The following is a 19,646-nucleotide window of genomic DNA, read 5'->3' on the forward strand; positions in this document are numbered from 1 at the left end:
ACATCTCGCCCCATGAAGCGAAGCTGATGGACCCGTCCCAGCGCTTGATCCTGGAGACGGTGTTCAGCGCCATTGGCAACGCCGGCTATGCCAGCGCCGATTTCGCCGGCAGCCAGACCTCGGTGTTTATCGGCGTCGGCGCCATTGACTACCTCAACCTGCTGGTGGAATCCGGGCAGCCGATCAGCGCCTATTCCTCCACCGGGTTGTCCCACTCGGTGTTGGCCAACCGCATTTCCTATCTACTGGGCAGCCATGGCCCGAGCCAGCCGGTGGACACCGCGTGCTCCAGTTCGCTGGTGGCCCTGCACCGAGCGGTGGAATCGATTCGCAATGGCTGCGAAATGGCGATTGCCGGTGGCGTGAACCTGATCCTCAGTCCGTACCTCACCTTGTCGTTCAGTGACGCCGGGATGTTGAGCGAGGATGGCCGTTGCATGACCTTCAGCGACCAGGCCAATGGCTATGTACGCAGCGAAGGGGCCGGCGCGGTGTTGCTCAAGCCGCTGCACCGGGCCATCGCCGATGGCGACACCATCCACGCGGTGATCCGCGCCACGGCGGAGAACCATGGCGGGCGGGCGAGCTCCCTGACGGCGCCGAACCCGGTGGCGCAATCGATGCTGCTGGTGGACGCCTACACCCGCGCCGGGGTCGACCCCTCGACCATCACCTACATCGAAACCCACGGTACTGGCACGCCCTTGGGCGACCCGATCGAAATCAATGGCCTGAAAGATGCCTTCGCCACGCTGTCTCGCCACTACGGGGTCACTATTCCCGAGGGCCGCTGCGGCCTGGGGGCGGTCAAGACCCATATCGGCCATCTGGAAGCCGCCGCCGGCATGGCCGGGCTGTTCAAGATCATTCTGTCGATGCAGCACGGCACCTTGCCGGGCAACCTGCATTTTTCTCGGCAGAACCCTTACATCAAACTCGCCGACAGCCCGTTCTATGTGGTTGATCAGCGCCAGCCTTGGACGGTCTTGAGCGACCCGCAAGGTCAGCCGATTCCACGCCGGGCCGGGGTCAGCAGCCTGAGTTTTTCCGGGGCCAATGCCCACGTGGTGCTGGAAGAGTACGTGGCGCCGGCCGCGGTGCCTCGCGAGGACGGCGAGCAACTGGTGGTGCTCTCGGCCAAGACCCGCGAACGCTTGCTGGAAAGTGCCCGACGCCTGGCGCGCCATCTTGAGCAACACCCGGATGTTTCCTTGGCCAACCTGGCCTACACCCTGCAGGTGGGCCGCGATCCGCTGGCCGAGCGCCTGGCGCTGGTGGTGGCCAGCGTGGCCGAACTGCAGCAACGCTTGCGTGAGCTGGACGAGTCGCCTACGGCCGCCGATTGGCTGTACTGGAGTTCGACGGACGCCGCCAGCGAGGAGTGGCACGAACCCGCTTGGCAACAGGCTCTGGCAGCCGGCGACCTGAAAGCGCTGGCGCGCCTGTGGACCGCCCAGCGCGACGGCGCCGCGGATTGGCGCGGGCTGCCGCGTCCGGCCGGTGTAGCACGGGTGACCCTGCCGAGCTATCCGTTTGCCCGAATTCGCCATTGGGCCATCGACGAACGCCCCACGCCGCCCGAACCGTCCAACCGCCATTCGCTGCTGACCTTTGCCGAACACTGGCAACCGGCGCTCGGTGAGGTCGCCAGTGCGGCGCCGGAGCAGCCACGGCTGGTGCTGTGCTGCCTGTCCGAGCCGATTCATCAGGCCCAGTTGCGTGAGCTGGCAGCCCAGCAACTGCCGGGCTGCCGCCTGGTGTTTCTGTCCCGTCAGGGCCAGGCGGGCGCCGACAGTTTCGCCCTCAATCCGCAGCGCGCCCATGAGGTCAGCGAGGTGCTGGGGGCGATGGTTCAAGGTTACGGCGCCATCGACGGCCTGCTGTACCTGTGGCCGGTGGAAGCGCCGGAACTGAGCCTGCAGCCGGAGCTGCTGGTGAACCTGCTCCAGGCCTTGTCGCGGTTGCAGCAGCCGCTGCAGCGGGTGTTGCTGGCCGGGCTCTGCCGCGACGGGCTGGACCGTTGTCAGCTGGAATCCTGGATCGGCCTGGAGCGCTCCATGCCGCGCATCCTGGCGCACACCGCCTGGCAGACGGTGCTGCTGGAAAGCACCGAGTCCTGCGACTTTGCCCTGGCAGGTTCAGGGCAGGCGAGCGCCTGTTTCACGCCGCTGTTGCGGCAATGGCGCGGCGGCGAAGGTGGCAGCACCCTGTATGTGGGGCCGCAGCGTTATCAGCTGTCGAGCCGACCTCTGGCACTGGAAACCGGCGCGGCGCCAGCGTTGCAGAGCTTGCCGTCGGCCCGGGCCAACACTTGGCTGATCACCGGTGGCAGCGGCCATCTGGCGCTGCTGTTCGCCGATTACCTGGCCCGCACCCAGGGCGCCGCATTGCGTCTGGCGCTGGTGGGACGCTCAGCGCCGACTCAGGCCCTGGAGCAGCGCGTGCAAGCCTTGGCAGCTCTGGGGGCTCAGGTGCGTTACTTCCAGGCCGATGTAACGGACTTCGGCTCCATGGAGCAGGCGCTGATCCAGGTCCGCACGGCCTTTGGCCCGCTGCAAGGCTTCATTCACGCGGCGGGGGTCGAGGAGGGCGTGGGGCTGTTGCAGGCCTCGGCCAATGGGTTCCAGACGGTGTTGGCGCCCAAGGTGTCCGGCACCGAGGTACTCGATGCCCTGACCGCCGGCGACCCGCTGGTCCATGCCTGCTATTTCTCCTCCACCGCCGCCTTGCTCGGCGACATGGGCGCGGGCAGTTACGCCATGGGCAATCGCTTCCTGATGGCCCACGCCACCTATCGCAACCAGCGGGTCGCCCGTGGCGAACGGCACGGGCAAACCATCGCCATCAACTGGCCGCTGTGGAAGGACGGCGGCATGGGCCCGGTGCGGGCCGCGGCGGACTCGGAGCCGGGGCGCGCCCTGGCGTCGTACCTGCACGGCAGCGGGCAGGCCTTGCTCCTCGCGGACCAGGGCCTGGCGGCTTTCGAAGCGATTCTGCACAGCGGTCTGGAGCACGTGGCCGTGGCCTATGGCGACACCTCACGCTTGGCGCAACTGTTCGACCTGGAGACCCAGGCTCAGGTGGCACCGGCACCGGCACCCGTGAGCGAAGCGCTGGCGCCTGAAGAGGTCATGGATTTGCCCGCCTGGGTCCTGTCGCAGCTGCAGGACCTGTGCAGCGACGTGGCGCAGATCCCGGCCACCGAGTTGCCCGGCGATGCCACCTTGAGCAGTTTCGGTTTTGATTCGATCAATCTGGCGCGGCTGGCAAAAAAGATCCAGCAACGGTTCGGCTTCGCCGTGAGCCCGGCGCTGTTTTTCTCCTATCCGACCCTGGCGCGCCTGGCCGAACATTTGGCGCAACAACAGGCAACGGCATTGACCCGGCACTATCGTGCGCAGGCCACGCCCAAGGCGGCCTTGGCCCAAGCGTCACAGCCCTCGGTGGCGCCGCTGGGAGTGGTTGCCGGGCCCGAGTCGGCCCCGGGCCATGAGGTCACGCGCCCGCTGCTGGCTGAACCCATCGCGATCATTGGCGCCAGCGGTCGTTTCCCGCAATGCGATTCGGTCGATGAAATGTGGCAGCTCTTGCTGGACGGGCGCAGTGCAGTGAGTTCGGCGCAAGCCCCTGAGGGCTACAGCTGCGGGTCGTTGCGGGGTGTGGACGAGTTCGACCCGCTGTTCTTCGGCATTTCTCCGCGTGCGGCGCAAGAGATGGACCCGCGCCAGCGGCTGTTGCTCGAGGAATCCTGGCGTGCCCTGGAAACGGCCGGTATCGGCCCCCGTCACTTGGCCAGCCAACGGGTCGGTGTGTTTGTCGGCCTGGAGGAGGGCGAGTACTTCCTACTGGGCGGCGGCGGTTCCATCACCGCCAACCACAGTGCTATTGCCGCCTCGCACCTGGCGTATTTCCTCGACCTCGATGGCCCGGTGATGACACTCAACACCGCCTGCTCCTCGGGCTTGGTGGCGTTGCACCAGGCCTGTCAGAGCCTGCGTCTGGGGGAGTGCGAGATGGCCCTGGTCAGCAGCGCCAACCTGATGCTCACGCCGCAGTCGTTCAGCCGCATGGACGAGGCCGGCATGCTTTCGCCGGACGGCCGCTGCCACACCTTCGATCAGCGGGCCAACGGCATGGTCCCGGGCGAGGCGGTGGTGGCGCTGGTGATCAAGCCGTTGTCGGCGGCCCTGGCGGATGGCGATCCGATTGTCTCGGTGATCGCCGCCAGCAAGATCAACTATGACGGCAAGACCAACGGCATCACCGCCCCCAACGGAGCGGCGCAGGCCCGCTTGCTGACCTCGACCTACGAGGCTTGCAACCTGGCGCCACGGCAGATCGATTACGTGGTGACCCACGGCACCGGCACGGCCCTGGGCGATGCGGTGGAAGTCAACGCACTGGCGCAAGTCTTCGGCCAGTCGCAGGAGGGCGCCCATTGCGCGCTGACCTCCACCAAGACCAACTTCGGCCATTGTCTGGCCGCGTCGGGCCTGGTCAGCACCTTGTGCCTGGCCTCGGCGCTGCGCCACGAAACGATCCCGCCGAGCCTGAACTTCACCACTCACAATGACTTTGTCGACTGGCAGGCGAGTGCGTTTTTCGTCAACACCCGGCCGCGCCCCTGGCCGGTCAAGGCTGACGGCGCGCGTCACGGTGCGGTCAGTGCCTTTGGCATGAGCGGCACCAACGCCCATGTGGTGCTGCGGGATCTCGCGGCGGATGAGCGACGCCAGCCACAACGCTTCAAGGTTTCTCCGGCCTACCTGCTGGTGCTGTCGGCGCGTTCGATCCTCTCGCTATGCGACCGGATCGAGCAACTGATCGACCTCCTGGCCGGCGATCCACAACTGGACCTGGCCGCTGTCAGCCACACCCTGCTGGAGGGCCGTCATCACTTTGCATACCGCTGTGCGCTGGTGGTGCAGGACCAGGCTTCGGCGCAGAGTCTGCTGCAACGACTGGCCAGTGAACAGCTGCCACAGCTCAGGCGCCGGGCGAGCAGCGAGGACGCCTTGCCGGCGCAAGTGTTCGCGGAGCGGGTGTTGCTTGGCAAGGGCGACCAACACCAGGCGCCGCAAGCGTCGATTGTGCGCACCATCGAGCAATGGACACGGCAACTGGGGGATGACCTGGGCAGCGAAGTCCAGGTTGAGGGCTACGAGGAAACCCTGCGCGGGTTGGCCGAGTTCTACTGCCAGGGGTACACGCTGCCCTGGCACTTGCGTTACCCACGACAGGCTCCAGTGCGCCTGCAACTGCCGACCTATCCCTTTGAGCACGGGCGCTACTGGGTCGATCCCCAGGGGCCCGGTGGTCACCAGCAGCCGTCGGTGCCGCCGTTGCAAACGCTGGCGCAACCCTTGGTCCAGCACCAGGCTTCGCTGGCCAGTGGCGAGCGTTTCGTGTCGGCGTTTACCGGGCAAGAGTTCTTCCTGGCCGACCATGTGGTGCAGGGGCATCACGTATTGCCAGGGGTGGCCTACCTGGAAATGGCCCTGCAGGCTGCCACGACACTGCGACCCGACTGGCGCCATGCGCACTTGGCCAAGGTCGGCTGGATGGCGCCGCTGATCTGGGACCGCCGCGAGCAGCGGCAGGTGGAGACCTGGCTGACAGCGCTGGCCGGGGCCGACAGCTTTGCCTACCGCATCGTCAGCCGCCTGGCCGACCAGCCAGCGGCCGAGCCGACCGTGCATGGCCAAGGCGTGGTGTCGCTGTTCGATACGGTTCAGGCCGGGGACCCGGCGGCCAGCGCGGTGCTGGATATCCGGGCGCTGCAGGCCGGCAGCACGCATGTCTTGTCGGGCGCCGACTGCTACGCCGCGTTTCACGCCGCAGGGCTGGCTTACGGGCCGACCTGTCGGGTGATCGAGGCGATCTACTGTGATGCGCGCCAGTGCCTGGTGCGCCTGGTACTGCCCCAGGTGCCAGGCAGCCAGGCCAGCACCGGCTGGACCTTGCATGCGGCCTTGCTGGACGGCGCGTTGCAAGGGGTGGCGGGGTTCTTCCTGGGCGCAGACGGCAGTGGCAGCCTGCCGCAGAAGGTGCCATTCGCCCTGGATCAGGTGGATGTCCACGGTCCTCTGGATACAACGATGTGGGCACTTTTGACCCTCGATAGCCACGGTACGCTGAGCAAACTCAACGCTCGGCTGTATGACGACCTGGGCCAGTTGCGGGTCAGCCTGCGCGGGCTGGCGGCCCGGGAAATCACCCTGGCCGAGGACGCCGCGGTCACGCCGATCCGCCTGCAGCGCCAGTGGCAAGCCGTGCCGGCGGCGCACGCAACGTCGGCGCCCCAGGGCCAGCATCAAGTGCTGTTGCTGGCGGCAGATGATCCGCTGCCGGCGTTGAATCGCCTGGGCCGGTTGTTTCCTCAGGCCCAGGTGCAGGCCCTGGCGGTGGGCTCCAGTGGCCAGGACAACCCGGCCCTGGCCCGGGATTATCAGGCGGCGGCCGAGGCCCTGTTCAGCCACCTCAAGACCTGCCTGGGGGCCGGTGCCGGTCAGCAGCCGTTGTTTATCCAGGTGCTGCTGCTCGGCTGGCCGGTGGCCCCGGTCATGCTCGGCCTTGAAGGCCTGCTGAAAACCGCGAGCCTGGAAAACCCGAGGCTGCGTGGGCAACTGCTGGCCATGCAGTCCCTGGACGCGCTCGAACAAGGGCCGGTCAGCGCCGAACATCACGCGGTCTGGCTCGACGCTGGCGAGCAGCGGGTGCCGGTCTGGAGCCACCTGGCGGCGACAGCCGCGCAACCCCCGGTCTGGAAAGACGCCGGTTGCTACCTGATCACCGGTGGCGCGGGCGGGCTGGGACGTATCTTTGCCCGCGACATCATCGAGCACACCCATGGCGCGCGCATTGTGCTGGTGGGCCGCTCGCTGCTGAACCCGGCTGAACAACAGCAATTGGCCGCCCTTGAACGGCGCGGGGCCCGGGTCGAGTACTGCCAGGCGGACATCGGCCAACCGGCGGAAATCGAAGCCCTGCTGGCCTCGGTGCAACAGACCCATGGCCCCCTCAGCGGGGTGATCCATAACGCCGGCATCAACGCCGACGAGTTCATCGTCAACAAGACCCTGGCGCAGTTCGCCGCTGTGCTGGAGCCCAAGGTGCGGGGCACCGCCAACCTCGATCACGCGACCCGTCACCTGGACCTGGAGTGCTTTGTGCTCTGCGCCTCGGCCAGCGGCGTGACCGGCAATGTCGGTCAGGCCGACTACGCAGCGGCCAATGCCTTTCTCGATGGCTTTGCCCATGAGCGTAACCGGCAGGTGGCGCGGGGCGAACGCCGTGGGCAGACCCTGTCGCTGGACTGGTCGCTGTGGGCCGAAGGGCGCATGCGCCCCGACGCCTCCACCGAGCAGCGCCTGTGGACCCAGTCGGGCATTCGCCCGCTGAGCACGGCGGTGGCGCTGTCGGCGTTGCACGGCGCACTGGCCGCAGGCGCGACCCAGGTGCTGGTGGCCGAGGGTGATGCGTCCCGGGCCTTGCAGCCTTTTGGCTTGAGCCCAGCGGGACGCGCGCCGCTCGAGCCACCCCAGGCCGCGCCGGCCTCATCTCTGGGTTCGCTTGCGAGCCAAGCGCTGAGCGCGGCGCAGGTCCAGCACTACTTCAAGCAGTTGCTCGCCGATGTGTTCGCGTTGCCCGCCCATCGGATCGATGTCCAGGCGCCCCTGGAAGACTATGGCATCGACTCGATCATGGTCGGCCGCTTGAACGCCCGGCTCGAAGAGGTCTTCGGGCCATTGTCGAAAACCCTGTTCTTCGAATTCCAGACCCTGGAGAAACTCTGCGGCTATTTCCTTGAGCAGCATGGGCCAAAACTGAGCCAACTGATCACGCCGGCCGCGACCGCGAACGTTGCCGCAGCGGTCGGATTGCCGGTCACCGCGAGCGTCGCCCCTGAACCGGCGTTGCAGCCAGCGCCCGCCGTAGCCGGGCCGATGGAGTTCGCCATCGTCGGGCTCAGCGGCCAATACCCGTTGGCGGCGGATCTGCAGCAGTTCTGGGACAACCTGCAACAGGGGCGCGACTGCATCACGCCGATCCCGGCACAGCGCTGGAACCACCAACGCTTTTATGCCGAGCAGAAAAACCTGCCGGGCACCACTTATGGTCAATGGGGCGGTTTCATCGACGACGTGGACTGCTTCGACACCCTGTTTTTCAACATCTCGGCCCGTGAAGCGCAAATACTCGATCCCCAGGAGCGGCTGTTCCTGCAGTGTGCGTATCACCTGTTGGAAGACGCCGGCTATACCCGTGCGACCCTGGCCGCCACGGCTCGCCAATACAGCCCTGAACACAGCGCTGCCCATAGCCTGGACAGCGCCGCCGTCGGGGTGTTTGTCGGCGCCATGTACAACGAGTACCAGCTCTACGGTCCTGAGGAGACGGCCCTGGGCCATCCGCTGGCGATTCCCGGCAATGTTGCCTCGATTGCCAACCGGGTCTCGTACTTCTGCAACTTGCATGGCCCCAGCGTGACCCTGGACACCATGTGTTCCTCTTCGCTGACGGCCATCCATATGGCTTGCCAGAGCCTGTTGGCCGGCGAGTGCGCGGTGGCGATCGCCGGCGGCGTGAACGTCACCGTGCACCCCAACAAATACCTGGTGCTGGGGCAGGGGCGCTTTCTCTCCGACGACGGTCGTTGCCGCAGTTTCGGTGAAGGGGGCACGGGCTACGTGCCGGGCGAAGGGGTCGGCGCAGTGTTGATCCGTCCGCTGGCGGATGCCCTGGCCCAGGGCGATCGCATCTATGGGGTGATCCAGGCTTCGGCCATCAACCACGGTGGCAAGACCAACGGGTATTCGGTGCCCAACCCCAATGCCCAGGCGGCGCTGATTCAGGCCGCCCTGCACCAGGGCCGGGTGGAGCCCCGCGCCATCAGTTACATCGAGGCTCACGGCACCGGCACCGCCCTGGGCGATCCGATCGAGATCGCCGGGCTGAACAAGGCCCTGGGCACGGCTGGCGAACAGGACCGGCACTGCGCCATCGGCTCGGTCAAATCCAATATCGGCCACTGTGAAAGCGCCGCCGGTATCGCTGGGGTGACCAAGATCCTGTTGCAATTCCAGCACCGGCAATTGGTGCCTTCGCTGCATTCGGCCGTGCTCAACGGCAACATCGACTTTGCCGACGGTGGGTTGCGGGTGCAGCAAACCCTGACGGACTGGACGGTGGCCGCGGGTGAAACCCGGGTGGCGGCGGTGTCGTCGTTTGGCGCCGGTGGCGCCAATGCCCACCTGATTCTGCGTGAACCCACTGAGCGTGAATCCGCCCGCGGGGCGCCAGGGCATGACGGCCAGGCCTGGGCGATCCCGCTGTCGGCTCGCACGGCGGGGCAACTGCGCGACAAGGTTGAACAATTGCGCCAGGCCCTGGCCGATGGCCAACCACGGACCTTGGCGGACATTGCCCATACCTTGCAGGTCGGGCGTGAAGCCATGCGCGAGCGCTTGGTGTTCATGGCCGACTCGCTGGACACCCTCGCTCGGCACTTGCAGACCTTGAGCCTGAACTGGACCCAGGTCGAGGCAGCGTCCGGGGCGGGTCTGTGGCGGGAGCCGAGCGGGGCAGGGCTGTTCTACCGTGCCAAGGCCGGCGCTGCATCCGCTGCCGTGGCTGCCGAGGCTAGCCTGGAGGCACACCTGCAGAGCTGGGTGGCGGGGGGCTCGCTGGACTGGGCCCACCTGCAGCCTCGCACTACGGCTCGGCGCATCAGCCTGCCGCTGTACCCGTTCGCCAAGGAGCGCTACTGGGCGCCACTGGGCCGGGATGCTATTGCCCCCGCGTTGCCCCAGGTGGCGGACCAGCCGATTCTGACTCGCAGCTGGCACGCCGCGCCCCTCCCATCCGTGGCATCACCTGCGGCCCAGGGGGCGCTGCTGATCCTGTGCACCGAGCCGACCCTCGGGCTCGCCCAGGGCTTGTTTGCGTCCGGCGCTCAAAGCCTGGATCGGCATTACCTGGTGCACCAAGGCCCGGGCGCGGTTGATTTGCATGATCCCGACAGCACCCTGGCCGCCTATCGGCGCTGCCCGGGCGCGTTGACGGGGCTGATCGACCTGACCGCCCTGGACCCGGTCTATGAAGCCAGCACCGCCCTTGAACGAGGCAAGCTGGCGCTGCTCCAGGCCTTTGTCGCCGAGCAGCGCCAACAAGCGCCGCGGCTGTTGCTGGTGACCCGGGGCCTGCAGCCCTGGAAGCTTCAGCCGACCCTGCAAGGGGCGCGCAGCGTGGGCCTGTATCGGATGCTCAATGCCGAATATCGCAGCGTGCAGGCAGGGGTACTGGACAGCGATTTGGACCTGTCGCAACCGACCGCGCTGATGGCGCAGATCGAAGCCGAGTTCAACGCCGGGCCCCAGGCTGAGTGCTGCTATCGCCAGGGTGAGCGCTTCGTCGCGACCTTCACGCCGCTGGCCACGAGCAACACCGCCGCCGCGACGTACCGGGCGGACGATGTGCTGCTGGTGACCGGCGGCACTGGTGGTATCGGTGCGGCCCTGGTGGATCATTTGATTCAGGCGGGGGTGCGGTCCCTGGCGATCATGGGCCGTGAAGCCTTGCCCGACGCCGAGCAGTGGCCAGGGATACTGGCCGATGGCGCCGGCCTGGACGGCCGGGTCCTGGGCAGGATTCGCCGGCTGCAAGCTTGGTTGGAGCAGGGTGTACGGCTTGCCTATCAGTCGTGCGACCTGCAGACGCCAAGCGCCATCGACCAGGCCATCGAGCGCTTCGAGGGGGCGTTGGGCCCGATCACCGGGGTGTTCCACTGCGCCGGATCGGTGAGCACCGCGCCGGCCTTCATCAAGAAGTCCCTGGATGAAATGGCCGCGGTATGCACCCCGAAAATCAACGGTCTGGTGGCGCTGTACCAGCGTCTGAACAGTCAGCGGCTACGCTTTTTCCTGATGTTCTCCTCGGTCTCGGCGAGCGTGCCGGCCCTGGCAGCAGGGCAGAGCGACTACGCCATGGCCAATGCCTATATGGATCAATTCGCGCTGGCCCACGGGCGGGTGGGATTGTGTTCGGTGCAATGGCCGGCCTGGGCCGAGGTGGGCATGGCGGTGGACAACACCGGGCCGTTGGCTCTGCAGTTGGGGCTCAAGCCGCTGAGCACGGCGATTGGCCTGGGGTTGCTGGATCGGGTGCTCGCCCTGGCGCTGTCGCCGGACAATCCGCGGCTGTGCCTGCCGTGTCATGTCGACCTCGAACGCTTCAACCCGGCGCAACTGACCCAGCGTCCCGCCGCTGTTGCTGCGCCGGCGCCGGCACCAGCCCCGGTCGCGCCCGCAACGCTTGCTCCCGCGCCTTTGCTGGCGGCGGTGGAGGAAGCGTTGCGCCAACTGTTGATGGAGGAACTGAAGTTCTCCGCCGAGCAACTGACGGATCGGGACATGGCGTTTGCCGACTACGGCATTGAGTCGATCATGGTCCTGCAACTGATGGAGAGCCTCAGCGCCTGGGTGGGCAGCCGCCTGGACCCGTCGCTGATGTTCGAGTTCACCACCCTGGGCAGCCTCTGTGAGCATCTGGTCAGCACCTATCCCGAGGCCCTGAGGCAGCACCTGGGCACCCCCGATCAAAGCTCGGCGCCGGTCCTGCCGGCGCCACCGATAGGGCCGAATCCGGCCCCTGCTGTGGCGCCGAATCCGGCCCCTGCCGTGGTGCCGGCGACGACGTCCCGGCCAGCGGAGGAGATCGCCATTATCGGTCTGGCCGTGCGCCTGCCCGGCGCGGCCGATGCCGAGGCCTTCTGGACTCTGCAAAGCAGCGGTCAATCGGCCATCGGGCCGATGCGCGATCAACGCTGGCCGGGTGGACAGGGCCAGGCCCATGGCGGTTGGCTGGACGGTATCGATCAGTTCGATCCTGTGTTCTTCGGCCTCAACCCCAAGGATGCAGCGGTGATGGACCCCCAGGCCCGGCTGATGCTGGAACAAAGTGTCACGGCGCTGTTCGATGCCGGTTATTCGCTGCGCGAGCTGTCGGCCCGGCCGGTGGGGGTGTATGTCGGTGGCCGCCTGCGGGTGACTGCCGATGCCCAGTCACTGGCTCAGGCCAGCAACCCGATTCTGGGGGTGGGGCAGAATTACCTGGCGAGCAACCTGTCGCGCTTCCTCAACCTGACCGGCCCCAGCATGGTGGTGGATACCGCCTGCTCCTCGGGCCTGACCGCGATGTCCCTGGCGTTCGATGCCCTGCGCAACGGCAGCATCGACATGGCCCTGGTGGGCGCTACCAGTCTGTTGACCTCATCGGAGGCCCATGACCTGTTTTCGGCGCGCAATATCCTCAGCCCGGACGGCGCGTTCAACATCTTCGACGACCGCGCCGCCGGCGATGTGCTGGGCGAGGGCGTGGTGGCCCTGGTCTGCAAGACCCTGAGCGCAGCGCAGGCTGACGGCGACCGCATCTACTGCGTGGTCAAGGGCCTGGCGTTGAACAATGACGGTCGCACCCTGGGGCCGGGCTCGCCCAACCTCAAGGCGCAGCAAGAGGTGATGCACAAAGCCTTGCAGCAGGCCGGCAAGAGCCCGCGGGATGTGGGTTACATCGAGGTCAATGGCGGTGGTTCGGCAGTGGTCGATGCGGTGGAGATCAAGGCCCTGGCCCAGGTCTATGAACTGGATGACAGCACCCTGGACGCCTGTTGCCTGGGTTCGGTCAAACCCAGTGTCGGCCATCTGTTGCTGACTTCGGGGCTGGCCGGTTTCGTGCGCTGTGCCCTGAGCCTGCACCATCGGCAGATCGTTCCCAGCGCCTGTGGCCTGGAGCCGTTCGAGCATTTTGATTTCGACAGCTCACGGGTGCATTTCAACCGTCGGACCCTGGACTGGAAAGCCACCGATGGCCGCCCTCGGGTGGCCGCCCAGAGTTGCTTCCCGGACGGTGGCACCAACTGCCATGTGATTCTCGAAGAGTTCGTCGCCGCCGCTGATTACGTGCCTGTGCGCCAGCCGTTGCCCGCCCCGGTGTTCGACCGCCGGCGCTTTTCTCTCAATCGCGATAACACGCCGGCCCCCGTTGCCCAGGTTGCAGCTGCACCCCTGGCAGCGGCTGTTGCGCCTTCTTCTATCCCGTCAAGCTGGGGTGTGATTCATGAACAAGTACTTTGATTTGACGATTGGCGCCGACCATCCACTGGTGGCTCATCATCGCGTCCAGGGCCAGGCCATTCTGCCGGGCCTGGCGTATATCGATCTGCTCCTGCGAGTGGCCCGCGACGGCCTGGGGCTCGATTGCCTGCGCACCGAAGTGCGCGATCTGGTGATCTATCAGCCGTTGATTGTCCAGGCCGCTTCGGCGCTGCGCCTGACCCTGACGATGCAGCCTCGGGACGGTGTCTGGCTGATCGATGTCGATGGCGTGGAACTGCAAGACGCTGTGGCCGTGGGGGCCAAGGTGAAGTACTGCACGGCGCAGTTGCACCCGGCGGTCGAGGGGGCAGGGGCCAAGCCTGATCTGGACTTGGCCGCCCTCAGGGCCGAGGCCGACAGCCTGGTGCCTTTGCAGGCGTTGTATGCCCAGGCGCGGGAGCGGGCGTTGGTGCATGACGGGCTGTTGATGGCCGAAGGCAACATCCAGCGTTTTGCCTGGGGCTGTCTGATCGAGCTCAGCGTGGCGCCGCAGTGGCGGCAGTTGATGCCCGATGCGCTGTTCCACCCGACCCTGATCGATGGCGCGGCGGTGGCCAGCGCGGTACTCGAAGACTCTTTGCCCCCCGGCGATGACGGCCTGTACCTGCCTTTGCACTACGGCCGCTTCCACGCCAGGGCGCTGTTGCAGGAGGCTTGCGTGGCCCGCGTCGAGCTGGCGCGGATCGTCACCGCCAATGACATCCGCAAGCTGGACATCGATTTCTATGACGGCGCCGGTCGCTGGGTGGCCAGCCTGGGCGAGTTGACCGGCAAGCGCGTCAGGGAACAGTTGCAGGCGACTGCGCCCCAGGCGCCGCAGAGCCCTCGGCCGGTCCAGGCGGCGCATGCCCAAGACGTGGCTCCCGAGGTGCTGGCGGTGTTCGCCCGGCATCTGCAGGTTCGCGTCGATCAGCTCGATCCGCAACGCGGCTTTTTCGATATGGGCCTGAGTTCGGCGCAGATGCTCACCATCCTCAAGGATATCGAGCAACTGCTGTCCCGGCGCTTGAACCCGACCTTGCTGTTTGAATACAACACCGTCGAGGAGCTGCTGGGGCATCTGCGCCAGTGGACCCCCAAGGCCGCTCCCTTGGCGCTGGCGCCAACCCCCGTGCGCCAGCCTGCTTCGGCGTCTTACCGTTTCGCGGCCGATGAGGCCTACCTGCTGGATCATCGGGTGGATGGCCAGCCGGCCCTGATGGGCATCACCTATCCGAGCCTGGTGCTGCAAACCGCGCTGGCAGGCGCGGCGGGCAGGCCGGTCAGCCTACAGGACATTCGCTTTCACGGCGGCCCGCTGAAGCTCCAGACGGGGCAGGTTGCCGAGATCGAGGTGCGCCTGGAAGCCGAGGACAGCGCAGGCTTCAGCGTGTATCAACGCTTGGTTGGGGAGGGCGCGAGCCTGTGCTGCGAAGGCCGACTGCAAACGCTGGAGCAGCGCGAACCGGCCGCGCTCGATCTTCCGGCGTTGATCAGCGCAGCGCGCCCGTGCAGCGCGCAGCAGATCGACAGTTGGTACCGTGCCGTGCCGGCCTTTGCCCTGGGCCCGATGCTCAAGACCCTCGTTGCCGCCTATGAAGGCGCCGATGGCAGCTTGATCTGCGAGGTGCAGTTGAGCGACACCGAGCGTTCCTTTACCCACGGCCTGGCCCTGGACCCGCTGTTGCTCAACAGTTGCTACCTGTTTCCAGCGCCGTCCCGCTCTGCAGAGACCTTTGTGCCACTGTTGATCGAACGCCTGACGCTGTGGCGCAACGCGGGCAGCAAGGCCTTTGTGGTGACCGGACCGAAGCGGGTCAAGGACGGTTTCATTGCCTTTGATGCCCAGATCGTCGATGCCCAGGGGCGGCCCCTGGCGTCACTGTTGAATGCCTCGTTGCGCCGGTTGGAGCCCGGCGTTGCGGCGCAACCCGCTGCTGCCACGCTTCAGTCCCAGCCCGGTCACCGGGTGGCGGTGATCGGCATGGCCGGGCGTTTCCCCCAGGCCTATGACCTGAATGGGTTCTGGGAGAACTTGCAGGCGGGCAAGGATTGCATCAGCGAGATCCCGGCCAACCGCTGGGATTGGCGCGACTATTACAGCGACAGCGGCGAGCCGGGGACCATTTCCAGCAAATGGGGCGGCTTTATCGACGATGCCGACACCTTCGACCCGCTGTTCTTTCAGATTTCTCCTCGAGAAGCCGAAGTGATGGACCCTCTGGAGCGGCTGTTCCTGCAGCACGCCTGGATGGCCATGGAGGACGCCGGTTACACCCGCGAGGCCTTGCAGCGCAGCGCCGCCGGAGACAGCACGGCGAATGTCGGTATTTACGCCGGGGTCATGGGCCAGGAGTACCCGCTGTTCGCCGCGCAATCCGCGGCCCCCATGGGGCTGGGTGGCGGCACCTCTTCGGTGGCCACGCGCATGGCCTATGTCGGCAACTTCAATGGCCCGGCCATGGCCATCGATACCATGTGTTCAAGCTCCCTCGTGGCCCTCGACATGGCATGCCAGGCCCTGCGTTCGGGGGCGGTCAACGCGGCCTTCGCCGGCGGCGTCAACTTGAGCCTGCACCCGAGCAAATACCTGATGCTGTCCCAGGGGCAGTTCATTTCCTCCAAGGGCCATTGCGAGAGTTTCGGTGAGGGGGGCGACGGTTACATTCCCGGCGAAGGCGTGGGGGTGCTGTTGCTCAAGCGCCTGGAGGATGCCGAGCGTGACGGCGACTTCATCTACGGGGTGATTCGTGGCACCGCGGTCAATCATGGTGGCCGTGCCAGTGGCTACACCGTGCCCAACCCCGCGGCGCAGACCCAGGTGATCGCTCAGGCCTTGCGCCGGGCGGCGGTTGATCCGGGCGATATCAGCTACATCGAGGCCCATGGCACCGGCACCCGATTGGGCGACCCTATCGAAATCAGCGGCCTGACCAAGGCGTTCGGCCATGATCCCGAGCAGCCCCGCGATACGCCGTGCCTGATGGGGTCGGTGAAATCCAACATCGGCCATTGCGAAGGCGCCGCCGGGGTCGCGGGAGTGATCAAGGTACTGCTGCAAATGCAGCATCAGGTCATAGTGCCGTCGCTGCATTCCCGGACCTTGAATCCCAACATCGACTTTTCCCTGACCCCGTTCCAGGTCAATCAGCAGTTGGTGCCGTGGCCGGGCAAGGGCGCGCGGGATCGGCGCATTGCCGGGATCAGCAGCTTTGGTGCCGGTGGGGTCAATGCCCATGCCGTCGTCGAGGACTATCCGGCGGCTGTGACCCAGGCTCGACCTTTGGCCGCCGCGCTGATTCTGCTGTCGGCCCGCGAGGTTTCCCGACTGCCGCTGATGGCCGGCAACCTGCTGGCGGCCATCGAGCGTCTGCACCTGACGGACGACGCGCTACCCAGCCTGGCCTACACCCTGCAAGTGGGGCGTGAAGCCATGGAGCATCGCGCCGCCACCGTGGTCGCGTCCCTGGATGAACTCAAAGAACGCCTGCACAGCCTGGCCACCTCGGCGGACGCTGCGCACTGGCTGCGGGGCGCGGCCAGCCAGGGCAAGGACACTCAAGCGCTGTACCGGGATCAAGACGCCCAAGCGCTACTCCATACCTGGCTGGACAAGGCCAACCTGCCGGCATTGGCGCGGGTCTGGGTGATGGGCGTGGCGGCGCCCTGGCTGCGCCTGTACGGGGCTCACCAGGGTTTTGCCCAGCCGCCCCGACGCCTGCCGTTGCCGAGCTATCCGTTCAAGACCGAGCGCTATTGGCTGGCTGAACTGGCGGCGAAGGTGGCGCGCCCGGCAGCGCTTGAGCAGATGCCGCCCGCGGCGCAAAGCGCGCTGTTTGCCCAGCACTGGCTGCCGCGCCCCGCAGCGGCAACCCCGGCGGCCCCGGGGCATGAACAGGGTTTCGTGCTGATTATCTGCACCGCCGCTACCCAGGCGCTGGCGCAACGTCTGGCGGCGCGTCTGGAGGCCGCACGCATCGTGCCGATCAATGAATTGGCGCAACGCGCCGAGCTGTTGTGCAAGCCCAACGGGCATGTGTTGCACGGGGTGCTGGACATCACCGGCTACGACAGCGCCTTTGTCGAGGGCTGCGCCAGCGAGGTGAGTGGCTGGTTCGAGGGCCTGCAACGGCTGGTGGAGCAGACGCGCTTGCGCGATATCTGTCTGCTTTACGTCTCCCAGTACCTGGAGGCGTTCCAGCGTCCGGCGTCCCTGGCGCCCGCGCCCCAGGCAGCGGTCCCGGCCTGCTTGTACCGTTGCCTGGGGGCCGAATATCAGCGCTTGCGCAGTGGCCACATGGACACTGACCTGGCGGCCGACGATCCGCAGCTGGTGCCGCAGATCATCGAGCAGCTGTATCGCCTGCCGCACGAACGGCATGTCTGCTACCGCGCCGGGCGGGCGTATTGGCCCGCGCTGCAGGCAGTGGCCCCCGATTGCGCAGGGTCAAGGTTCAGCCTGCCCGCGGAACAGGTGCTGTGGATCACCGGTGGCACCCGGGGCTTGGGGCTGTTGTGCGCGCAGCACCTGGTCAGTGGCCATGGCGTGCGCAAGCTGGTGCTCAGCGGGCGCGAAGCCTTGCCGCCCGCGGCTCAGTGGCCGGCGTTGCTGGCGGGCCCGGCCAGCCCGCTGCAGGCGAAGGTGCGCGCCTTGTCGGCACTGCAGCAGCAGGGTGTCGAGGTGTTGACCCTGGCGGTGGACATGAACGATGCCCGGGCGCTGCAACAGGCCGTGGCGCAGATCGGCCGCGATTTGGGCCCGGTGGGCGGGGTGATTCACTGCGCGGGCCTGGGGGATTACAACAACCCGGCGTTGATCCGCAAACAGATCGCCGATGTGCACAACGTCCTGGCGCCCAAGACCCGCGGACTGGACAACCTCTACCGCGCGCTGAAGGGCTCGCCGCTGTCGTTGTTTGTCCTTTACTCCTCGGTCAGCGCGCAATTGCCCGAGCTGGCGGCGGGGCAGATCGACTACGCCATGGCCAACGCCTATATGGATGCCTTTGCCGCGCAGCATCAGGCCGACAAGGTGCTCAGCCTGCAATGGCCGAGCTGGTCCGACACCGGCATGGGGGCCATGGACAGCGAACTGTATCGCGGCACCGGGCTGCTGGGGCTGAGCGATGAGGACGGTCTGGCGCTGCTGGACCAGGCGCTGGCCAGCGGACGTTCGGGGGTGTTGTTGCCGGCGCGCTTCAACCCTCAACTGTGGTTGCAGGGTCCGGCGCACAAGGCGCTCAACCCTGTGTTCAGTGCGGTGCCCAGTGCGGCGCCCGTGGCAGCGCGTCCTGCGGCAGAGCATTGTGCCGCAGTGCTTCCCGCCATGGCGGGGAGCGCCCTCAAGGATCAGGTACAGCAATGGTTGAGCGGCTTGTTTACCGGCGAGCTGCGCATCGCCCCGGCGGATTTCGATCCACGGCTGGATTTTGCCCACTACGGTCTGGACTCGATTCTGATGGCGCAGATCCTGCGGACCATCAATCGGCGGCTGAAGGTCGACCTGGCGCCGTCGTTGATTCTCGAACACCCGAACCTCACGGACTTGAGCCAATGGTTGCTGGCCCAGCAGGGACCGGCCCTGGCCCAGGCATTTGCCCTCAACGCCGAGACAGAGACTGCGGTGCCAGCAGCGCCAGCGGTGCAGCCCCTCCCATTATTGGCGACCGCACCCGCGCTTGAGGTGCCAGCGGCAACGGTCGGCGAGCCGGGCGTCGAGGCCGATGAAATCGTCGTGGTCGGCCTGTCGGCGCGTTTTCCCGGGGCCTCGAATCTCGACGACTACTGGCGCCTGCTCAAGGAGGGACGCAGCGCCCTGGCGCCGGTGCCTGCCGAGCGCTGGCAGGGTGGCGCGCATTACCAGGCCGGCCTGCTGGATAACCCCCATCACTTTGATCGCCAGACCTTTCATATTCCAGAGGAAGACTTCCATGCCATGGACCCCCAGGCCCTGATAGTGCTGGAAGAGTGCCTGAACCTATGGGCCCACGCGGGTTATCGGGTCGAGGAAACCAAGGGCAGTGCGATTGGCGTCTATCTGGGCGGTCGCGCCCGCAGCAGCCTGGACCCCGAAGCCCTGGGCAAGGCGCGGAATCCGATTGTAGTGGCCGGGCAGAATTACCTGGCGGCCAACCTTTCGCACTTTTTCGACTTCAGTGGCCCGAGCATGGTGATCGATACCGCCTGCTCTTCAGCGCTGGTGGGCATGAGCCTGGCCGCCCAGGCCCTGCGCAGCGGCGAGATCAGCGCGGCGGTGGTCGGCGGGGTCAGCCTGCTGGACGGCGAGCGTACCCACGGGGTGTTCCAGCAGCGCGGTCTGCTCAGTGCGGGGGGGCATTTCCACCTGTTCGATGAACGGGCCGACGGCATCGTGCTGGCCGAAGGTGTTGGCCTGGTGCTGCTCAAGACCGCCGCCCAGGCTCGCCGCGACGGCGACACCGTGTACGCGCGCATCAGTGCCCTGGCCAGCAACAACGACGGGCGCACCGCTGGCCCGGCCACGCCCAATGTGCA

The 19,646-nt window shown here is 66.7% G+C and carries 2 protein-coding genes (both only partly in view); both read left to right on the forward strand.

Features of this window, described 5'->3' with window-relative positions:
- Positions 1 to 13,133, forward strand: the 3' portion of a protein-coding gene (locus ACSSVC_RS18320) for an SDR family NAD(P)-dependent oxidoreductase (RefSeq protein WP_492611127.1). It extends 5,083 nt beyond the left edge of the window; the window shows 13,133 of its 18,216 coding nt (coding positions 5,084–18,216); its start codon lies off the left edge, out of view; the stop codon is at positions 13,131 to 13,133.
- Positions 13,117 to 19,646, forward strand: the 5' portion of a protein-coding gene (locus ACSSVC_RS18325; RefSeq protein ID WP_492611128.1) for a beta-ketoacyl synthase N-terminal-like domain-containing protein. 598 nt of this gene lie beyond the right edge of the window; 6,530 of the gene's 7,128 nt are visible here — the first part of the coding sequence; it begins with the start codon at positions 13,117 to 13,119; the stop codon falls past the right edge of the window. Before ACSSVC_RS18320 ends, ACSSVC_RS18325 begins: the two co-directional genes overlap by 17 nt.

It is taken from the genome of Pseudomonas sp. E1BtOHC1 (assembly GCF_058744285.1).